Consider the following 17,486-nt stretch of genomic DNA (forward strand, 5'->3'; position numbering starts at 1 on the left):
GGGGGGCGCATTTTTTTTTTCTGATGGACAGTGTACCATAAAACGATTTACACTTTTTACTTTTTGTTTGGAGGTTTTTAATAGGTAGATGATTATTCATCTTTAAACCGACTTATGAGTTCTAACTATGTAGTGAAAGTTAAACAACAATTAGTCAAGGACTTTTAACAGAGAGGCTAAGTTCCACGGTAGAAAATGTTTAAAACCTAGTATAGAGACTGGCCTGAAGTTTTCTTTATTTGGAATAAAGTTCTAGTGCATAAAGCAGGTTAATCAAGGGGGCTGCTTTAAGATCAAGAACTAATTAACCAAACTATATTATAAATTACTATCTGGTAAATCGATTATGTAAAAGGTCGAGAGGATAGATGAGAAGGTTCTTTTATAGAAGAATAGGAGTTTTTATCGGGGGTATAATGATTGATACCGTTTTTATAATGGTTGATACCGTTTTTCGAATGATAAAGATCATATTAAGAAGAAACTTGAATTTATATTTGCGTAGCTCCCCAATTTTAATAATCTCGTACTTGTATAATTGTATTAACAAATTTTAAAACCTATGTTTTCTAGAAAAAGCTTTGTTTTTCTAAGCCTACTACTATCCTTATCTTTTTTAATTCAAAACGAATCTTTAGCCCAGTCAATTAATTCTGATGAGGATGATATATTAGATATGTCCTTAGAAGATTTGATGAGTATTTCGATTGTATCTGCTTCCCGTGAAAGTGAATCATTATTTGATTCCCCTTTAAGTTCTTACGTTATAACCTCTAAAGAAATATCTGAAATGGGTGCAACTTCTATTCCAGATGCTTTAAGAACTTGCCCAGGGGTCATTGTTCGCGAAATAGCTCACGGCGCCTACGATGTATCTATCAGAGGAGGGGTAGATGGATTGCCTGCATATAGTTTTTCTAGTGCCAATTCCTCTATTCTTGTAATGATTAATAATCGTCCGGTATTTAGCTATTATAGAGGAGGTACGTTTTGGGAAAACCTACCAGTAGGACTTGCTGAAGTACAGCAAATTGAAGTAGTCTATGGTCCTAATTCACCTATGTATGGTCCAAATGCTGTATCGGGAGTGATCAATATTATTACTAAAGATATCAGAGATCAAAGCACAAGAGTAAGTGGGTTTGTTCAAACAGGAACCCATATAAATAACGGATCTATTTACGCAGGTAAAAGTGTTAATGAAAAGTTGGCTGTTGATCTTTCAGTTAATTATGATTTTCGTACTAGGCCAGATGAAAGGCTTTATGACGCGACAGCGGAAGAATATGTCGATACGGAAGATCATAGTGTGTTGACCGATTTTCAAAAATCTGTTTGGTATCCTGATTCAGAAAAGAGCGCTTCCATCGTGGCGAGTACAGCTAAATTATATTACGATCTTAATGAAGATATTTCGCTTAGGTTGACAGGTGGTTTGAATAAGTCTGCAGCTTTTAAACCTTTAGCATCTCTGACTACATCTACTACAATCAGTACTTATGTAAATGAGAGTCAATTCCTTGATTTGACAGGGCAAATTTATGATGGGGCTATTCAAGTATCATTCCTTAATGGTTTTCAGGGGCTAACAGGTAATGCAGAAGAAAACCAAGCAGATTACTACAACCTTGATATTTACGGAGACTATTCTTTTTATTTATTAGATGATGATTTGACAGTAAGGCCTGCTGTAAGCTTTAGATCTGCTTATGCCAGTGATAAGCCTTATACTGTTGATAAAGGAGTTCAAGGGATTTTTAATAAAGAAGGAACTATTGATAATTTAGCTGGAGCTATTAGTTTAGATTATAATCCAGTCAATCCCTTCAGAGTAGTTTTGTCGGGAAGATATGATGACTTTTCTACTTCAGAAAATGGCTTGTTTTCATACGGAGCTGCACTGAATTATCAAATAGGGAGAAAACACGCGCTCAGAGCCTTTACAGGTAAATCTGGGAATAGTGTTTTCATAGTTCCTACATTTTTAAATACACGCGCTGATTTTTCTACGCCGGGAGCCCCATTTAGTACTTTCATCAATATAATTGGTAACCCTGATCTAGAAGTCATGACCAATACCACGTATGAATTTGGGTATAGAGGTAATTTGACGAATTGGATGAGTATAGATGCTACAGTATTTCATCAAACGTTTGAAAATTTCAGTACGCCAGTATTGCAGCAACCTGATTTAATTAGAGAACCAGGCGTTTTGAATCTTGATCTTGTTTATTCTAATCTTAATTTGACAGCAAACCAGATTGGAGCCACAGTAGCATTTAATTTTGATTTATTGGATCGGAAATTGATCATACGTCCTAACCTGACGGTACAGCAGACGGAACTTGAAAATTACTCACCCAATTATAATGTTATAGGAGCACGAGGTGAAGATTTTACTGGAAGTGTGGATAACGTTAAAAATCAAGAAAGTCAGTTTACTCCTGATCTATGGGGTGGATTCAATCTAATAGCGAAACCTTTTGAGAAGCTTTCTGTAGATATATCTGGTTACTATTTTGGTGACTATGTACTTCACTTACAAAATGAATCAAGTTTCCAAGATGGACAGATTACTAATCAGGCAGCATCTATTATTGATTCAAAGTTCACCTTGAATGCTACTATAAACTATTTTATTGGAGATGGTTTTAGGGTATTTGCTACTGGACGAAATATTACTGATCAGGTCTCTCCAGAAAGCATGGGTAGTGACTATTTAAGCTCTATATATGCAGTAGGAGTGAAGCTTAATTACTAAGTTAAAGCCAAATTAAATTACATAAAGGGTGTTTGTTTAAATGCTGATTATTCGACATTAAACGGGCACTCTTTTTTGTAACAGTAGCATTTTTTGGCGATGAATGTTCATCTTTTTATAGATGATATACTTAGTGGAATACCTATTAGCTGAACAGTTGAAGTTTCTGTAGGAGATAAATTCTTTTACAAATACCATACTTAGGATCATTTTTTGCAGAATAGAACCACAGTGTAATAAACAATTTTAATGAAGATCGCATTTCAACGAGTAAATTATAAAGTTCAACCTACCTTTTTGATAGTACGTCAGAAAATTAAATTGAAAGCTCGGGCATAAATCTATATTTGCTTCCCGTTTGCTTAACCTAGTATCAGCTTAATTTTTTAACAAACTTTAAAACCAATGTTTTATAGAAAAATATCTGTTTTTCTAAGCCTATCCTTATCCTTACTTTTTTTATTTCAAACCGATTCTACTGCTCAATCAAAAGAACCCAAGGATGATGGCTTTTTGGACATGTCATTAGAAGATTTAATGAATGTGTCTATAGTATCTGCCTCACGTGAAAGCGAATCATTATTTGATTCCCCTCTTAGCTCTTACGTAATAACTTCTGCAGAAATTTCTGAAATGGGAGCAACTTCCATTCCAGATGCGCTCAGGACATGTCCAGGAGTATTAGTACGTGAGACTTCTAATGGTACATATGATGTATCTATCAGAGGAGGGGTGGATGGATTACCTGCTTATAGTTTTTCATATACTAATACTTCAATATTAGTTATGATAAATAATCGTCCAGTATTTAGTTATTATAGAGGTGGTACTTTTTGGGAAAACCTGCCTGTAGGTTTGGCAGAAGTACAGCAAATTGAAGTAGTATATGGACCAACAGCACCACTTTATGGACCTAATGCAGTTTCTGGTGTAATAAATATTATAACTAAAGATATTCGAGATCAAAAAAACAATGTCAGTGGTTTTGTGCAAACTGGTACTCATATCAATACTGGCTCTGTTTATGCAGGTAAGAGTGTTAGTGATAAGTTGGCTGTAGACCTTTCGGTCAATTATAATTTTCGAACACGACCTGATGAGAGATTCTATGATGATGAGGTTTTAGAATATGTCGATCTTGAAAACCATAGTATTTTTTCTGATGATATTGAAGAAAGGGTAACTTGGTACCCAGCCCCTGAAAAAAGCGTGTCTGCAGTAGCTAGCACTGCGAAAATATATTACGATGTAAATGAAGATATTTCATTAAGATTGACTGGCGGGCTAAATCAGTCTTCTGCTTTTAATCCGTTAGCAATATCCTCAGCTACGATCAGTACATATATCAACGAAAGTCAATTTATTGATTTGGCTGGTCAATTTTATGATGGAACTATTCAGGTGTCTTACCTTGATGGTATTCAGGGTTTAACAGGCAATGGGGAGGAAAATCAGGCAGATTATTATAACCTAGATATCTACGGAGATTATTCTTTTCATTTATTGGAGGATGATTTGACTGTGAGGCCTGCTATTAGTTTTAGATCGGCGTATGCTAGTGACAAGGCCTATACTGTAGATAAAGGTGTCGACGGAATTTTTAACCAAGAAGGAACTATTGATAACTTCGCTGGAGCAGTTAGTTTTGATTATAACCCTAATAACCCTTTTAGGGTTGTGTTATCAGGAAGATATGATGATTTTTCAACTTCAGAAAATGGACTATTCACATATGGAGCCGCAGTGAATTATCAGATTAGTAAAAATCATATTGTTAGAGCCTTTACAGGTAAGTCTGGTAACAGTGTATTCATAGTACCAACTTTTTTAAATTCAGAAGGTGATGTTACTCCTGAAGGTGCTCCTACAAGTACGTATGTCAATTTAATAGGTAATCCCAATCTAGATGTCATGACCAACACAACTTATGAGTTGGGATATAGAGGGAATTTTACTGAGTGGTTAAGTGTAGATGTAACTATTTTTCATCAAACATTCGAAAATTTCAGTATGCCAATTGTTCAAACACCTAGGGTAGATGAAAGTTTTAATGTAGATATTGATTTTATTTATTCTAACCTAAGACTCAGTGCAAATCAAATAGGAACAACTTTAGCATTTAGCTTAGATCTGTTGGATAAAAAATTAATCTTAAGACCAAATGTGACCGTGCAACGAACAGATCTAAAAGACTATTCTCCATATTATAATGTAGAAGGTGCTTGGGATAGACCAGATTATAGTTTAGAAGGGCATATTGATAGTGTGACTGATCAGAAGAGTGAATTTATTCCTGATGTTTGGGGTGGCTTTAATATCATAGCAAAGCCTATAAATAAATTGTCAATAGATTTATCGGGATATTATTTTGGAGATCATATTCTTCATTTGCAAAACGAATATAGTTTTCAGACAGGTCAGGTTATTGATCAGCCTGTATCCAATATTGAATCAAAGTTTACACTTAATGCTACCATTAACTATTCTCTTGGAGAAGGGTTTAGAGTATTCGCTACAGGAAGAAATATTACTGATCGGACTTCTCCTGAAGGTATGGGGACTGATTATTTAAGTTCTATCTACGCAGTGGGGATAAAACTTAATTATTGAGAACTAAAACTATAAATGAAATATAGACGTCAGTTTGTAAAAGAGTTTTTCTGTTTTTTAAATTGACGTTTTTTTTATGTCAATTTTCACCAACCAAATTTTGGTCTACAGCTGTCTTACATCTTTTTTTAACCCTTCTTATTTATTTGATAATGCCATTGTTTTGCATATCTGTAAGGAAAATTGCCAATAGGTGAGTGCTGTCATAACTAAGGGCTTTATAATAATTGAACCAACAAATGTTCTGCTAACAATTTTCGTTATGAACTATCTGAAATCTATCGGTTACTTTTTCAGTGAGTTTGGTAGAGTATTTTGAGTAATTGAAAATAGGCTCAATTTTATTTTTCGCCAAAGATTATTCGTCGGAATTGAATTTCTTTTTAAGGAAAAGAGTGGTAAGTATTCAATGAATACATAGAGTTGAAAACTAGTTTCTTCAGCCTTAGTTTTACTAATTATTTCGTGCTTATTCACGAAAATAAAATTCAATACTTTCTTATTAAAACTAGTTATGGAGAATAATAATTACACTTTTAGTTAAACTGCAGCCAGTAATGGTTCTATGATTATTACAGTAAAGTTTAATGGTCTGATAGAACTATCGGAATTTGAAAGAGCAGCTCAGGAATTCGGTAGAATAGTCAATACTTACGAAGGAAAACCATTTAGAGTTTTTGTTGATTTAATGGATTCAAAAGTTTTGAAACCGGAAGTAGCAGAAGCTTTTATACAAGCGCAAAACTTTGCAGTGGAAGCAGGTATGGAAAAGGATGTATTTGCTACTGATATGCTATTACTTCAATGCAAATGAAGCGTTTAGCTCAAACTGGTATTAGGTTTGATAAGCTCGGACCAATAATGGTTTTTGAATCTACAGATAAGGCTTCAAAGTTTATAATGGGATGAACCTGATGAATTTTTAAATAATTGAGCATCTGCTTGAAAAACTTTGTTTTTACTATCAAGTAGGTGCTTCTTAATATCTACAACAAATAGGCTGTTTTTGAAGGTACTTTTGATCATTAATACTCCATTTAGCTAATTAGCTTAGCTATAGTATTTTTAGAGTGTTGTCTATTATTCTCTATTAATCCACTATTTAAAGATAAAACTCTTAGCTTAACGTAATAATCAAACTAAAACTAAAACTATGAAACCAAGTTTAATTTTAATTATTCTCGTATTAGCTTTTACCTCTACTTATGCTCAAGTTTGTTGTAATGTTGTAAGTGGAAATGGAAACAAAGTAGTCACTTCAAATGGCCTCTGTGTAATAGCGCCAAATCTATTGGGTGACTCAGGCTGTGGTGAAGCCGTTGACTCTGATGGCGATGGCGTACCTGATGAAAGTGATGATTGTCCAGATGAGGCGGGGACGAAAGATAATGATGGATGTCCAGAGTTAACTAGTGAAGAAAAAGCAGTTCTTAAATCAGCATTAGAGGGTGTTAATTTTGTACTAGGTAAAGCCGTTTTAACTGAAGATTCCAAGCCAAATTTGCATAATGTCACTATGGTATTGAAGGCTCATAAAGGTTTTAAACTAAAGGTGTCTGGCTATACTGATAGTTCAGGAGATGAACAATTGAATTTAAAGCTTTCTCAAGAACGAGCAGATGCAGTGAAACAATACTTGATTGAAGATGGAATAGAAGGGGCTAGGATCATGTCAAAAGGGTATGGTGAAGCTAATCCCGTAGCAAGTAATGATACGGAGGAGGGACGAGCTCAAAATAGAAGAGTTGAATTTGAAATCACCCATTGAATTAAAGTGTGTACTGAAATCTATTGAGTTTAAATTGATAATAATTTAAGCTGGACTAGATTTAAATATTTTCTATTATTGAAAATTAGAGCGTGTGTTGGAATAATAATTATTTCTATTCAAACACACGCTTTTATTTTATTAAATACTCCGGTTGAGGACTCTAGTTATTCGAAATATAAAACGTACAAAATATGTGTTAAATGACTTGGTACAGTTATGAGTTATATCTGTTTTATAGCAGGTCTAAAAATTAGAATTTAAAAGGTTTGAATTGTATTATTGTGATTAACATTTAAATACTAAATATTCAATACAATGTACCTTATCAAAGCCGATGAGCAAAAAAATCTTCTAGTAATACAGCTTGAAGGTTTTTTGACGAACAAAGAACTAACTGAAGCAGCACAAAAAGCTAAAAGTGAGATGGCAAAACTCACTCAAGGATTTACAGTGATCAACGACATTAGCAAAATGAAACCTGCTTCTCCAGAGGGTGCAGAAGAAATAAAGGCTGCTCAGGCGGAAGCGTTCAAAATTGGAGTAGGAAAAATTGTGCGAGTCGTTGAAAATCCAATTTCCAAGATGCAATTCAATCGTTTAACTAATTCTGCTGGGTATACAGCTGTTGAAGTTAAATCTATTCAAGAGGCCTATGAGATTGTTGAGTCAATCGAAATATAGATTTTATAAAATCCTTTAGTCTATTCTTTAATAGACTGGAATTCAAAATTATTCGAGGGTGTAGATTAGTAATGAGAACTTCGGATTTCAAATCGTAGTTTCTGAAATTTTAGAATTGGAGGTAATGTTTAAGTATATTTTAAATTGTATTTACTCAATATCGAGTATAATACAGTTACTTATTCTTTCTAAATAGTTTGTATGCGGAGAATATCACCCATACAAAATTGACTGTTACAAAAGGATAAGCGTTGTTTTGGAAAGCGTTGTAAAGTAATAAGAACGAACCAATAAGGTTTGACAGAATGTAAAAAGTAGATTCTGTGTTAATCTTATTGAAAAGGTTCAAAGCAAAGCCTAATAAAAGAATAATAGCTCCTAGCCATCCGATAAATTCTAATCCATTCATCTAACTTACTTTTTAGATTTATAACCTAGTAACATTGTTTTATTAGAATAAGTTACTTTTTCAAAGCTTCTATATTAATCGAAATAATTGGGACTTTAGGGTATATTGATGTCAAGTTGTTGTGTAAGACTTTTCTTGACAGGTTCTATTTTGTGGGTATTGAGTTAAAGTTATAGAATAAAATACAGGCACAAACGTCTAGCTCGTGCCTGTAGAGTTTTATCATTATCTGTAATCACACAAGACTCTTCCGGATAGATTCGAATTCGAAGAAATGATATGATAAACGAGTAATTCCTTTCGAGAATTAGATATATGATCTATCGAAATGCTAATTTCATTTCCTTTTTGCGTTTTAGAGTAGAGTAGCCTGCCATCTATTGAATGAATAGAAATATCAAACTGCTCTATACTTGTATCTAGTTCGAAAGTTAAAATGTTTCCTAACTGCTTAATATTGAAATACGCAGTTTCTTGGCTATCAATACTGAGTGGATCATAAAAACTTGGAGTACTTCCTAACCCTTCACATGGATAACTAGGGTTTCTTGGGTCAGCACAAGGTCGAAGGTCATCCCAATGATCTTTTACAAGTCTTATCAATCTATTGAATTCAAGTTTGTAACCATGTAATTCTGGCATTCGGCCGTCTTTGTATGGGTCACCATTGTGAGGAATGAATTTTGAAGGGTCGTCTAAATTAGGTCCCCAAGTAATTCCGTAGTTGTCACAACCTTTTCCTCCTTTGTGAGGGTGACAATCAGACTCGTTTCTATCATAAGGGGCTACCGGGTCAGGAACAGTCCATAACCCGCCATCAAAGTTGGGTATTCCATAACCATCATATATTCTGTCCGCCCATAGAAGAATCTCAGGATCACCAGCTGCATATTTATACCAAGGCATTAAATGTTGTAAAAAAGCATAGCTGATAAGAGCTCCTCCTGCTACAGTGATGTAGTTTCTATCTCTTGTTTGACTTTTATCAGGATGTATAGCTCCGGCTGGCCCATCAATATATCGATAAGGGTCCCCAAAAGTTCCTTTATTATCAAGACGCGGATATAGTAAACCAAAGTACCTGTTAACATTAGAAAAAGTGGCGTCAAAGTCGCCCCATACGGCCATGCCGCTTGGACCTACACGTATTTGTGAATCTTCCTGGAAGAAAGAATTATCCTGATAGTAATCATCCAGAGCAATCGCTCTGATTTCTTCTAAAAGTTCTCTGTCATCATAAAGAGCAGCAAAAAGTGTTAAAGGTGGTTTTTTACCAAGATGTTGTCCAGCACCAGAACTAAAAGGTATTTTGGTTTTGAAAACCCCATAATTATCAATACCCTTTTGAATGATTGGAAGTAAACAAGCTTCTTTAGCTTCTGTATCCCCAGGCCCGAATAGTTTCGATATTTGATGCAGCATAGCACGTGCTTGGTCTGCTGCGTATGGGCGTTGTGCTAGATGTGGAATCGTGGCTCTGTGAAATTCACCCAACCCCTGTCGGCCCAATTCAATTTGCGGGCTTAACCACTGCTCAGTGTCTTTCAGCAGTTTATCATAGTCTGTAGAGATTTCGGTTAAGGAAGGTAACCGATCCATTCTGAGTTTGTCAGTAGTGAATAGAGGTTTGAAATCACCGTGAAATGGCGGACGAAATGTTTTTGCTCCGTTTTCAGCTGGAGGCTCGGAAAGAACCGTTAGTACAGTAGCTGTACTAACACAGCCGTCTCTTATTCCTTTTGTTCCGCAGTCCGTGGTTTGAGACTTTATTTTGAATATTGATTCATTTCCATGAGCTTGATAAGGTAGACTATTCATGAGATTTAAGCTCATGTCATAGTGGTCATACATGGGTAAAATTCCTTGTTTTTGCTCCTTTCTATCGATAGGGATGTTATCAGAGTCTCTAAGCAGATCAGGATTGACCATAGCACCATTAGCTTCTCCAGTAGGTGAGATAGAGGTAATTGTAACCACTCCGTCAGGTGTTGAAGGAACGACCCAATAGTCTCCTGTTACAAACTGACCATATTGGCAAGGACCATTATCACAGTTGAACTCAAAAGTGAATGTGATTCCATCTCTCTCATGACTGATAGAATTACCCGATTGTGACCATGAAATATTGCTCGTCAAGAGTAATATTAATAAAGTATTAGGGAGGAGGTTTAACGGTTTATTTGTTTTCATAACGTCGTTAAAGATTATAAACTTGGCCTTCGCCTTTGCAAGAGGTCAAATAGCTTGATTTTACATATTGAATTGAGTCAAAATTATAATTGTATAGTCCTATAAATATTGAAATAGGTTAAGGTTTTATTGATTTATTTATATTATAAAAAAACTAAATCATATTTTTTATGGTAAAATACAGGTGTTAACATCTGTCTTTCGCATACTTTAGGTTTGATTGGAATTAAATTAGCATTACTATAAAGACCTCATCATAATAAACTGTTCGAATTAGTGTAAACAAGATTTTGAGCTTGCCTCTAAATGTAGTCTCTCCTGAAAAGTGTAGAAGAAATACATCAATTGAATAGTGGACTTGTTTTGCTGAGAAGAAAACAGAGTATTGATGCTGAAAAGTTGATATTTTGGACCTTATTCAAAAGAGTTCTTGTCTATCTAAAATTAGATAGTAGATGTTAAGGTAAACCGGTGTAGCAATTCACAAAAGAATAGAAAGAAGGATAAAAAAATATGAAACTCTACTTCTTAAAGACAGTATTCATTTAAGTACTAATTATTCAAATATTAAAACTCAAACTATGAATCTGAATCAAATCACGGTTCCTTCTTTAGATCTTAAAAGGTCAGTGCCATTTTATCAGAAGTTGGGGTTGAAACTAATTGTTGAATCAATTCCTCACTATGCAAGGTTCGAATGCCCTAACGGCTCATCTTTTTCACTGCATAAAGTCGATGAACTTCCAAGAGGTGAAGGAATCTATGTCTATTTTGAGTGTGAAGATTTGGATGCTAAAGTGACTGAGTTACAGAAAGAGGGTGTAAAGTTTGATTTAGAGCCTATAGATCAATCATGGCTTTGGAGAGAAGCTAGACTTAAAGATTTAGATGGCAATCGGTTGATTTTATTTTATGCCGGAGAAAATAGACTTAATCCACCATGGAGAATTAAAAAGTAGTATTGTTAGCCCGTTGAAGATTGGTACCTAGGCCAGATAGATTGTATTTCTTAGGTCTTCAATTGGAATCGAAGACTTTATTCGACAACTTGTCGATATCCCAATAATTTAATCCCAAGAATGATATGTTAGAAGAGAGTAAATATTATTTCAATAAAGCGGCAGATGTGTTGAATCTGCCTGTATTAGGGCGTAAAATTCTAACCACGCCTTTCAGAATGGTAAAAGTGGAAATTGTTTCAGATGCAGATAATGGACAGTTTCACCATCATTTAGGTTTTAGAGTTCAGCATGATAACTCTAGAGGTCCTATGAAAGGAGGCCTGAGATATCACCCCAGTGTAGATGCGGATGAAGCGGAAGCTTTGGCATCATTGATGACTTGGAAAACTGCTGTGGTAAATATTCCTTATGGAGGAGCTAAGGGAGGTATTAATTGTGACCCAGAACAACTATCTGAAAAAGAGCTTCATGATATTACACGTACTTTTGTAGGTCACATCAAAGAAGTAATTGGGCCAAACCTTGATATACCAGCTCCAGATATGAATACAAATTCAAAAATTATGGGTTGGATAATGGATGAATATTCTAAGCACTATGGATTTTCTCCAGGAGTAGTTACTGGTAAACCACTACATCTTTTTGGTAGCGATGGTAGGGAAGAAGCGACTGGACGTGGAGTTACAATAGCTCTAGAACATGCTCTTAAAGATAAAGATATGTCTTGGGAAGGTCTTAGAGTTGCATTCCAAGGCTTTGGAAATGTTGGTAGTCATGCTGCTAAGTTAATGGCTCAGAATGGCGCAAAAATAGTCGCTGTAGGAGATCATAAAGGAGGAGTTTCAAATCCCGAAGGTCTTGATATACCAGCTTTGATGAAGTACGTAAAGGAAAATAGAACAGTTGAAGGTTTTGATGGTGGAGATGCATTTAAAAGTGATGAGGTTTTGACATGGGATTGTGATGTTTTAGTACCAGCGGCTTTAGGAGGAGTTCTTACCAAAGAAAATGCCAATGACGTAGCTGCTAAGATTATTGTAGAGGCAGCAAATGGACCTACTACGCCTGAAGCAGATGAAATTTTTCACAAGAAAGATGTACTAGTGATACCAGATATTCTTGCTAATGCTGGTGGTGTTACAGTAAGCTATTTTGAATGGGCGCAGAATATCCAGCAGTTTCGATGGGAATTAGACCGTATCAATGACGAACTTTATAAAACTATTTCTAGAGCATACATGAGTGTAGCTAAGACTGCTAAGTCTAATAATGTAGATTTCAGAACTGCTGCTTTCGTTCTTGGTATAGGTAGAGTGGCTAAGGCAACTATGGCTAGAACACATGTCTCTACTAGTCGTTTTGATGAATTTGGATAAAAAAGAATATTCAATTTAAGGCTGTCACCAGATAGGAGAGAGTCTTTTTTATTTTATTAATTATATATGAAAAAGGTTAACCTTGTTTTTATGCTGCTATTGGCAGCATTTTTAATGAATGCATGTGATGAAGAAGAAGATGGTTTATTGGACTTTGATGATGGTCAAGGTTATGATTTTAAAGATCAAGTAATTCAAGGAACTATTAATGGGAAAGATTGGGAGTTTAAACAAGGAACTGCAGGCATTGAAGAATCAGAGATTAGTATTCAACTGAGTCCAGAAGAGGCTTCCGACCCTTGTGATGTATTTACAAGAACTCCAGATCAGATAGTTTTTTTTACAGTGAATGCAGAAGTGGGAGTATATGAGTTGAAGTTTGATTTTGATGATTTTGAAGATAATCAAACTATAACAATGCTTGATCGAGATGCTGGAGATGGTGGCCCATTGAACATTATTGCGACAAGTGGGGCTGTTGAGATATTGTCAGTGACGAATACAGAAGTGACAGGAAGAATAGATGCGAGAGAATCTTCATCATCTTCCATCAATGGAAACTTTACCGTTCAGATTTGTCAAAACTAAAACTGGATCGACTTTGAAATAAATTCCCTGATTTTTTCTCGGGGAATTTACTTGCTTCAATTATAGCTAACTTTTAAATAGTTAACCTAATGGACACTTTAACCATTTCGACCATTATTGTCTTTTCAGCGCACGCTGCTGTTTTTATATTTTCTTTTTCCTTAGATTACTTCAGTAAGTCCGCAATTGAATTGCGACGGCTTAAAAGGCTACCTCTGAAATCAATTTCTGAAGTAAAAGATAATGAGGAAATTAAGATTATAGGTAATATAGAACATGTTAATTCCCCTTTGATAGCTCCTTTATCAAAGCGACAATGTTCCCATTATTATGTTCTAGTAGAGGAGGTAAGAGGAAGACATTCAGCGTGGACTCCGATGATTGAAGAAGAAAAATGTGTTGATCATTTGATTTCAGATGGTCATTCTCATGCTGTTGTTAGAGGCGGAACCATCAAAAGTCATATTGAACAAGATAAAATTTATTCTTTGAGTGCTTTAGACAAAATTCCTGAATCACTTGAACAATACCTATTAGAACATGGACAGACAAGTGAAGGTTTTTTGGGACTCTTTAATAAGAAACTAAGATTTAAAGAAGGAATACTCAATGAAGGTAGTCAAGTTTCTGTTTTCGGCAAAGGTAAGTGGATTACAGAAGAGAATATTGATGGGAATAATAAAGTACTTGAAGTTTATCCTCAATACATAAGTGCAGTATTGGATTAACTTTATCAAGTTTTCAACACCAACAAACCTAATTGTGAAGGGCTCTATGTTGAGCATAAAATTTGACCAAAACGTATATGCCGATTAACTGGATTAAAGAAGGAGAAAAAGACATACTGTATGTTGATCTTTCAGGAATATCAGACCAAGTTATTTTAATTGGAAAATCAGAGTTAGCTTTTGAAGAAGTAAGTAAAAGCCCTCATGAAAAAACTTTGATTCTTCTTGACTTTACTAATACTTCTTTAGGGCCGGACTTTATGGCAATAGGTAAAGAGAGGGTGGCAGAAATTCTAGCCGAAAAAAATGTGAAAACGGCCATGATAGGGATCACTGGACTTAAAAGGGTTTTGTTTAAAGGGTACCAAACATTTACATCTAGTAAGGCGGTTTTATTTGATCTAAAGGAGCAGGCTTTAGATTACCTTTCTCAAGATTGAAATTGATTTCCTGTAGCTTCTTTTTGAATGTGGGTGGTAAAAAGCACAAGAGTTAGGGGATAGATTGGATCACCTATTAGTTCTCTTCATAGTTTATTGATTTAAGGGCAAATTGCATTGGTTATATGTGATTGTCACATTTAATTCAAATTCAAATATGAAGACTAAAAAAGTACCCTTTTACGCATTTTTGTCGACACTATTAATAGCAGTACTTATATCAGCCTGTAGTAGTAAAAAGGATTTTGTTGAATATAAACAAAACACTCCACCCTATTCTACTGCTGAAATAGATTCTAAAGTTGATTCAATTATTGCTGATATGTCTTTGGACGAAAAACTCGCACAGCTTATTTCAGTTCGTCCAAGAGATGTTATGAAGGATGGGAAGCTTTCATTAGAATTATGTAGAAAAATGATGCCTCATGGTATAGGTCATGTTTGTCAGTTTTCTTCAGGTTTGACGATAGAGCCAGAGGAATTGAGAGATTTTGTGCGACAATTTCAGAATTATTTACTTACAGAAACGAACACTAAAATTCCAGCAATCTTTCATGAGGAAGCTATTACCGGTTTTGCCACTCAAGGTGCGACTACATTTCCTCAACAAATTGGTATTGGGTGTTCATGGAATCCAGAGATTGTAAAAAACAACGCTAGATCTACTCAGCAAAACATGAGAGCTGGAGGGGCTACATTGGCGTTGTCTCCCATGCTTGACTTAAGTCGAACTGCTCATTGGAATAGAATCGAGGAGAGCTATGGTGAGGATTCTTATTTGACATCATCTATGGCTGTTTCATTTATTGAAGGTCTACAGGGAGATGATTTTAAAACAGGTGTAGCCACTACTACGAAACACTTCGCTGGATATGGGACTCAAAATCATGATACAAAGGAACTCTACGAAGAGTATATAATGCCTCATGAAGCAGTAATAAAAGTAGGCGGGGTGAAGAGCGTAATGCCCTCCTATGGTAAATTCAAAGGCTTGGCAGTCGCAGCAAACCCAGTAATGCTTGATGTAATATTAAGAAAGCAATTAGGGTTCGATGGTTTGATAGTAAGTGACTACAATGCGATTAGGTTGGTTCATAGAGGACACAAGCAAGCTAGAGATTTAACAGAGGCTGGTGCATTGGCGTTGAATGCGGGTATAGATATCGAGTTTCCCGGTCAGTTTGTTTACCCTTTGTTACCACAAGCAATGAAAAAAGGTTTGGTGACACAAGATAGGATTGATGACGCGGTGAGAAAAAATCTTATAATGAAAGCTAAGCTTGGGCTATTAGATGACAATCCAGTTTTTGGTAAAGATGGAGAATTAGATTTTGATAGTCCTGAAAATAGAAAATTGGCTTATGACGCAGCATGTCAATCTATTGTGTTATTGAAGAACAATGGCGTGCTACCATTAAAGAAAGATGTTAAGAAAATTGCTCTATTGGGGCCAAATGGAAATACAGTTCATTGTCTATTAGGTGATTATACCTATCAGTCAATGATATCATTCTGGCACGGGAAGTCATTTGATCCCACTAATCCTAAATTAGTGACACTACAGGCAGGGCTCGAAAGAGCTGTAGGATCTAGCGTAGAAATTATGCAAGAAAGAGGTTGTGATTGGAGTGCACCACTTGAATCTGTTATAGACACGGCCTCTTTAGGGGATGATAGGTTAAGCAGAGCTAAAATAATAGCCATTCAAGGGTTGTCTCAGCCGGACTTGAATAAAGCTGTAAAGTATGCTGAGCAAAGTGATGTAATTATAGCTGCTGTTGGAGAGAATATCTATTTATGTGGAGAAGGACGTCAAAGAAAAGGAATTAGACTGCCTGGAGAGCAAGAAGCGTTTGTAGAGAAGCTACTGGCTACAGGTAAACCTGTTGTGTTAGTTATGTTTGGTGGTCGTCAACAGTTGGTGAGTAAGTTTGAAGATAAATGTGCAGCCATAGTACAAGCTTGGTTTCCTGGTGAAGAAGGTGGAAATGCAATAGCGGATATTTTGACTGGAAAAGTTAATCCTTCCGCCAAATTATGTGTGACCTATCCACAATCTGAAAAGAAAGAGGAAATTAACTACAAAAATGGATTTGAAAATTATCAGTATCCGTTTGGCTACGGGTTATCTTACACAACCTATGAGTACAGCGATTTTAAAATTGATTCAAAGTCTGACATAAGAGGAGATAGGTTTACAATTTCTTGTAAGGTTAAGAATACTGGAGATAAGGATGGTACTGAAATAGCGCAGTTATATGTTTCGCCTATTATGAAACCAACGACTATGAAGCCTATTCAACTGAAAGGGTTCCAAAGAGTAAAGTTGAAAGCGGGTGAAGAGGAAGAAATCAAGTTCAAAGTAAGTCCACAGCAATTGATCCAGTTTGAAAATGATCAATGGTTCGTTCAGTCTGGAAAGTACGAATTTAAAATAGGTGCCTCGGTAGCTGATATTAGACTCTCAGGAGAGATAGATCTCATTGGAGAAGATTTGTTGCTAGAAAGTCGAGAAGTGTTTTTTACAAAATATGAGTAATTAGGTGTTCATTAATTGGACTGTTGCCTTTAAGGAGCGCTTAAGTAACAAAAATACTTAAGCACCCCTTTTTTTTCTTTATATGAAGGAGTCCAGAAAAAAATCAATGCTAAATTTTTGTGGTTTGAAAATAGTCTCAGTCTCCGTCAAATAAGAGATCATCTGTCGAAGTGGAAGTATTGGCCTTGTTCATAAAAGGGAGAGGGGGATGGTTAATTAGAATATTCTTAAACCAGCTTTATAGATTGGTAATCTATTCAAACTCTGACAAATTCAAATCAGCCATTTCACTAAGTTTTAATCAATCACAATAGCGGCTCTGCAAAGTCTCTTTCTCAAAACTCACTGATTTATTGTTGTAACCCCTCATAGCAAAGTGCCAATGCATGAAGCGGTAAAATGCGGGGGCAAGACTTGTCGCTTTGAAAGGT

At 35.5% G+C, this 17,486-nt stretch carries 13 protein-coding genes; 11 read left to right on the forward strand and 2 right to left on the reverse strand.

Features of this window, described 5'->3' with window-relative positions; translation table 11 throughout:
* Positions 1–562: 562 nt before the first annotated feature.
* The 5 genes from DKG80_RS02090 to DKG80_RS02110 all read left to right on the forward strand — a co-directional run bounded on the left by DKG80_RS02090 (position 563) and on the right by DKG80_RS02110 (position 7,823).
* A complete protein-coding gene (locus DKG80_RS02090) occupies positions 563–2,761 on the forward strand; it encodes a TonB-dependent receptor plug domain-containing protein (RefSeq protein ID WP_109829632.1) in 2,199 nt (732 codons plus the stop codon).
* 405 nt (positions 2,762–3,166) lie between these two features.
* Positions 3,167–5,371, forward strand: a complete 2,205-nt coding sequence (locus tag DKG80_RS02095) for a TonB-dependent receptor plug domain-containing protein (RefSeq protein ID WP_109829633.1) — start codon at positions 3,167–3,169, stop codon at positions 5,369–5,371.
* 565 nt (positions 5,372–5,936) lie between these two features.
* Positions 5,937–6,185: a hypothetical protein gene (locus DKG80_RS02100; RefSeq protein ID WP_109829634.1), complete on the forward strand. Its 249-nt coding sequence runs from the start codon at positions 5,937–5,939 to the stop codon at positions 6,183–6,185.
* 339 nt (positions 6,186–6,524) lie between these two features.
* Positions 6,525–7,139 carry an OmpA family protein gene (locus DKG80_RS02105; RefSeq protein WP_109829635.1) on the forward strand — a complete coding sequence of 205 codons (615 nt, stop codon included), beginning with the start codon at positions 6,525–6,527 and terminating at the stop codon, positions 7,137–7,139.
* A 318-nt stretch (positions 7,140–7,457) separates the two neighbouring features.
* Positions 7,458–7,823, forward strand: coding sequence for a hypothetical protein (locus DKG80_RS02110; RefSeq protein ID WP_109829636.1), 366 nt, complete (start codon positions 7,458–7,460; stop codon positions 7,821–7,823).
* 175 nt (positions 7,824–7,998) lie between these two features.
* Here DKG80_RS02110 and DKG80_RS02115 read toward each other — a convergent pair whose 3' ends face one another.
* Together DKG80_RS02115 and DKG80_RS02120 are read right to left on the reverse strand one after the other, a co-directional pair.
* Positions 7,999–8,232 carry a CBU_0592 family membrane protein gene (locus DKG80_RS02115; protein ID WP_109829637.1) on the reverse strand — a complete coding sequence of 78 codons (234 nt, stop codon included), beginning with the start codon at positions 8,230–8,232 and terminating at the stop codon, positions 7,999–8,001.
* A gap of 225 nt (positions 8,233–8,457) precedes the next feature.
* Positions 8,458–10,422, reverse strand: coding sequence for a hypothetical protein (locus DKG80_RS02120; RefSeq protein WP_109829638.1), 1,965 nt, complete (start codon positions 10,420–10,422; stop codon positions 8,458–8,460).
* A 581-nt stretch (positions 10,423–11,003) separates the two neighbouring features.
* Between DKG80_RS02120 and DKG80_RS02125 the strand changes: the two genes are divergently transcribed.
* From DKG80_RS02125 to DKG80_RS02150, 6 genes are all read left to right on the forward strand, one after another.
* On the forward strand, positions 11,004–11,381 hold the full coding sequence (locus tag DKG80_RS02125) for a VOC family protein (protein WP_109829639.1): 378 nt from the start codon (positions 11,004–11,006) through the stop codon (positions 11,379–11,381).
* Between the two features lie 125 nt (positions 11,382–11,506).
* Positions 11,507–12,760, forward strand: a complete 1,254-nt coding sequence (locus DKG80_RS02130; protein ID WP_109829640.1) for a Glu/Leu/Phe/Val family dehydrogenase — start codon at positions 11,507–11,509, stop codon at positions 12,758–12,760.
* A gap of 66 nt (positions 12,761–12,826) precedes the next feature.
* Positions 12,827–13,348, forward strand: coding sequence for a hypothetical protein (locus DKG80_RS02135; protein WP_109829641.1), 522 nt, complete (start codon positions 12,827–12,829; stop codon positions 13,346–13,348).
* 89 nt (positions 13,349–13,437) lie between these two features.
* Positions 13,438–14,076, forward strand: coding sequence for a hypothetical protein (locus tag DKG80_RS02140; RefSeq protein ID WP_109829642.1), 639 nt, complete (start codon positions 13,438–13,440; stop codon positions 14,074–14,076).
* A gap of 77 nt (positions 14,077–14,153) precedes the next feature.
* Positions 14,154–14,516, forward strand: a complete 363-nt coding sequence (locus DKG80_RS02145) for a hypothetical protein (protein WP_109829643.1) — start codon at positions 14,154–14,156, stop codon at positions 14,514–14,516.
* A 157-nt stretch (positions 14,517–14,673) separates the two neighbouring features.
* Positions 14,674–17,055, forward strand: coding sequence for a glycoside hydrolase family 3 N-terminal domain-containing protein (locus DKG80_RS02150; protein WP_109829644.1), 2,382 nt, complete (start codon positions 14,674–14,676; stop codon positions 17,053–17,055).
* The last annotated feature ends 431 nt before the right edge of the window (positions 17,056–17,486 follow it).

This window comes from Reichenbachiella versicolor, from assembly GCF_003171675.1.
Taxonomy (GTDB): domain Bacteria; phylum Bacteroidota; class Bacteroidia; order Cytophagales; family Cyclobacteriaceae; genus Reichenbachiella; species Reichenbachiella versicolor.

Excerpts from the sequence above, each read along its gene's own strand:
- DKG80_RS02090 (WP_109829632.1), top strand. The coding sequence starts at position 563 with ATGTTTTCTAGAAAAAGCTTTGTTTTTCTAAGCCTACTACTATCCTTA.
- DKG80_RS02095 (WP_109829633.1), top strand. The coding sequence starts at position 3,167 with ATGTTTTATAGAAAAATATCTGTTTTTCTAAGCCTATCCTTATCCTTA.
- DKG80_RS02100 (WP_109829634.1), top strand. The coding sequence starts at position 5,937 with ATGATTATTACAGTAAAGTTTAATGGTCTGATAGAACTATCGGAATTT.
- DKG80_RS02105 (WP_109829635.1), top strand. The coding sequence starts at position 6,525 with ATGAAACCAAGTTTAATTTTAATTATTCTCGTATTAGCTTTTACCTCT.
- DKG80_RS02110 (WP_109829636.1), top strand. The coding sequence starts at position 7,458 with ATGTACCTTATCAAAGCCGATGAGCAAAAAAATCTTCTAGTAATACAG.
- DKG80_RS02115 (WP_109829637.1), bottom strand. The coding sequence starts at position 8,232 with ATGAATGGATTAGAATTTATCGGATGGCTAGGAGCTATTATTCTTTTA.
- DKG80_RS02120 (WP_109829638.1), bottom strand. The coding sequence starts at position 10,422 with ATGAAAACAAATAAACCGTTAAACCTCCTCCCTAATACTTTATTAATA.
- DKG80_RS02125 (WP_109829639.1), top strand. The coding sequence starts at position 11,004 with ATGAATCTGAATCAAATCACGGTTCCTTCTTTAGATCTTAAAAGGTCA.
- DKG80_RS02130 (WP_109829640.1), top strand. The coding sequence starts at position 11,507 with ATGTTAGAAGAGAGTAAATATTATTTCAATAAAGCGGCAGATGTGTTG.
- DKG80_RS02135 (WP_109829641.1), top strand. The coding sequence starts at position 12,827 with ATGAAAAAGGTTAACCTTGTTTTTATGCTGCTATTGGCAGCATTTTTA.
- DKG80_RS02140 (WP_109829642.1), top strand. The coding sequence starts at position 13,438 with ATGGACACTTTAACCATTTCGACCATTATTGTCTTTTCAGCGCACGCT.
- DKG80_RS02145 (WP_109829643.1), top strand. The coding sequence starts at position 14,154 with ATGCCGATTAACTGGATTAAAGAAGGAGAAAAAGACATACTGTATGTT.
- DKG80_RS02150 (WP_109829644.1), top strand. The coding sequence starts at position 14,674 with ATGAAGACTAAAAAAGTACCCTTTTACGCATTTTTGTCGACACTATTA.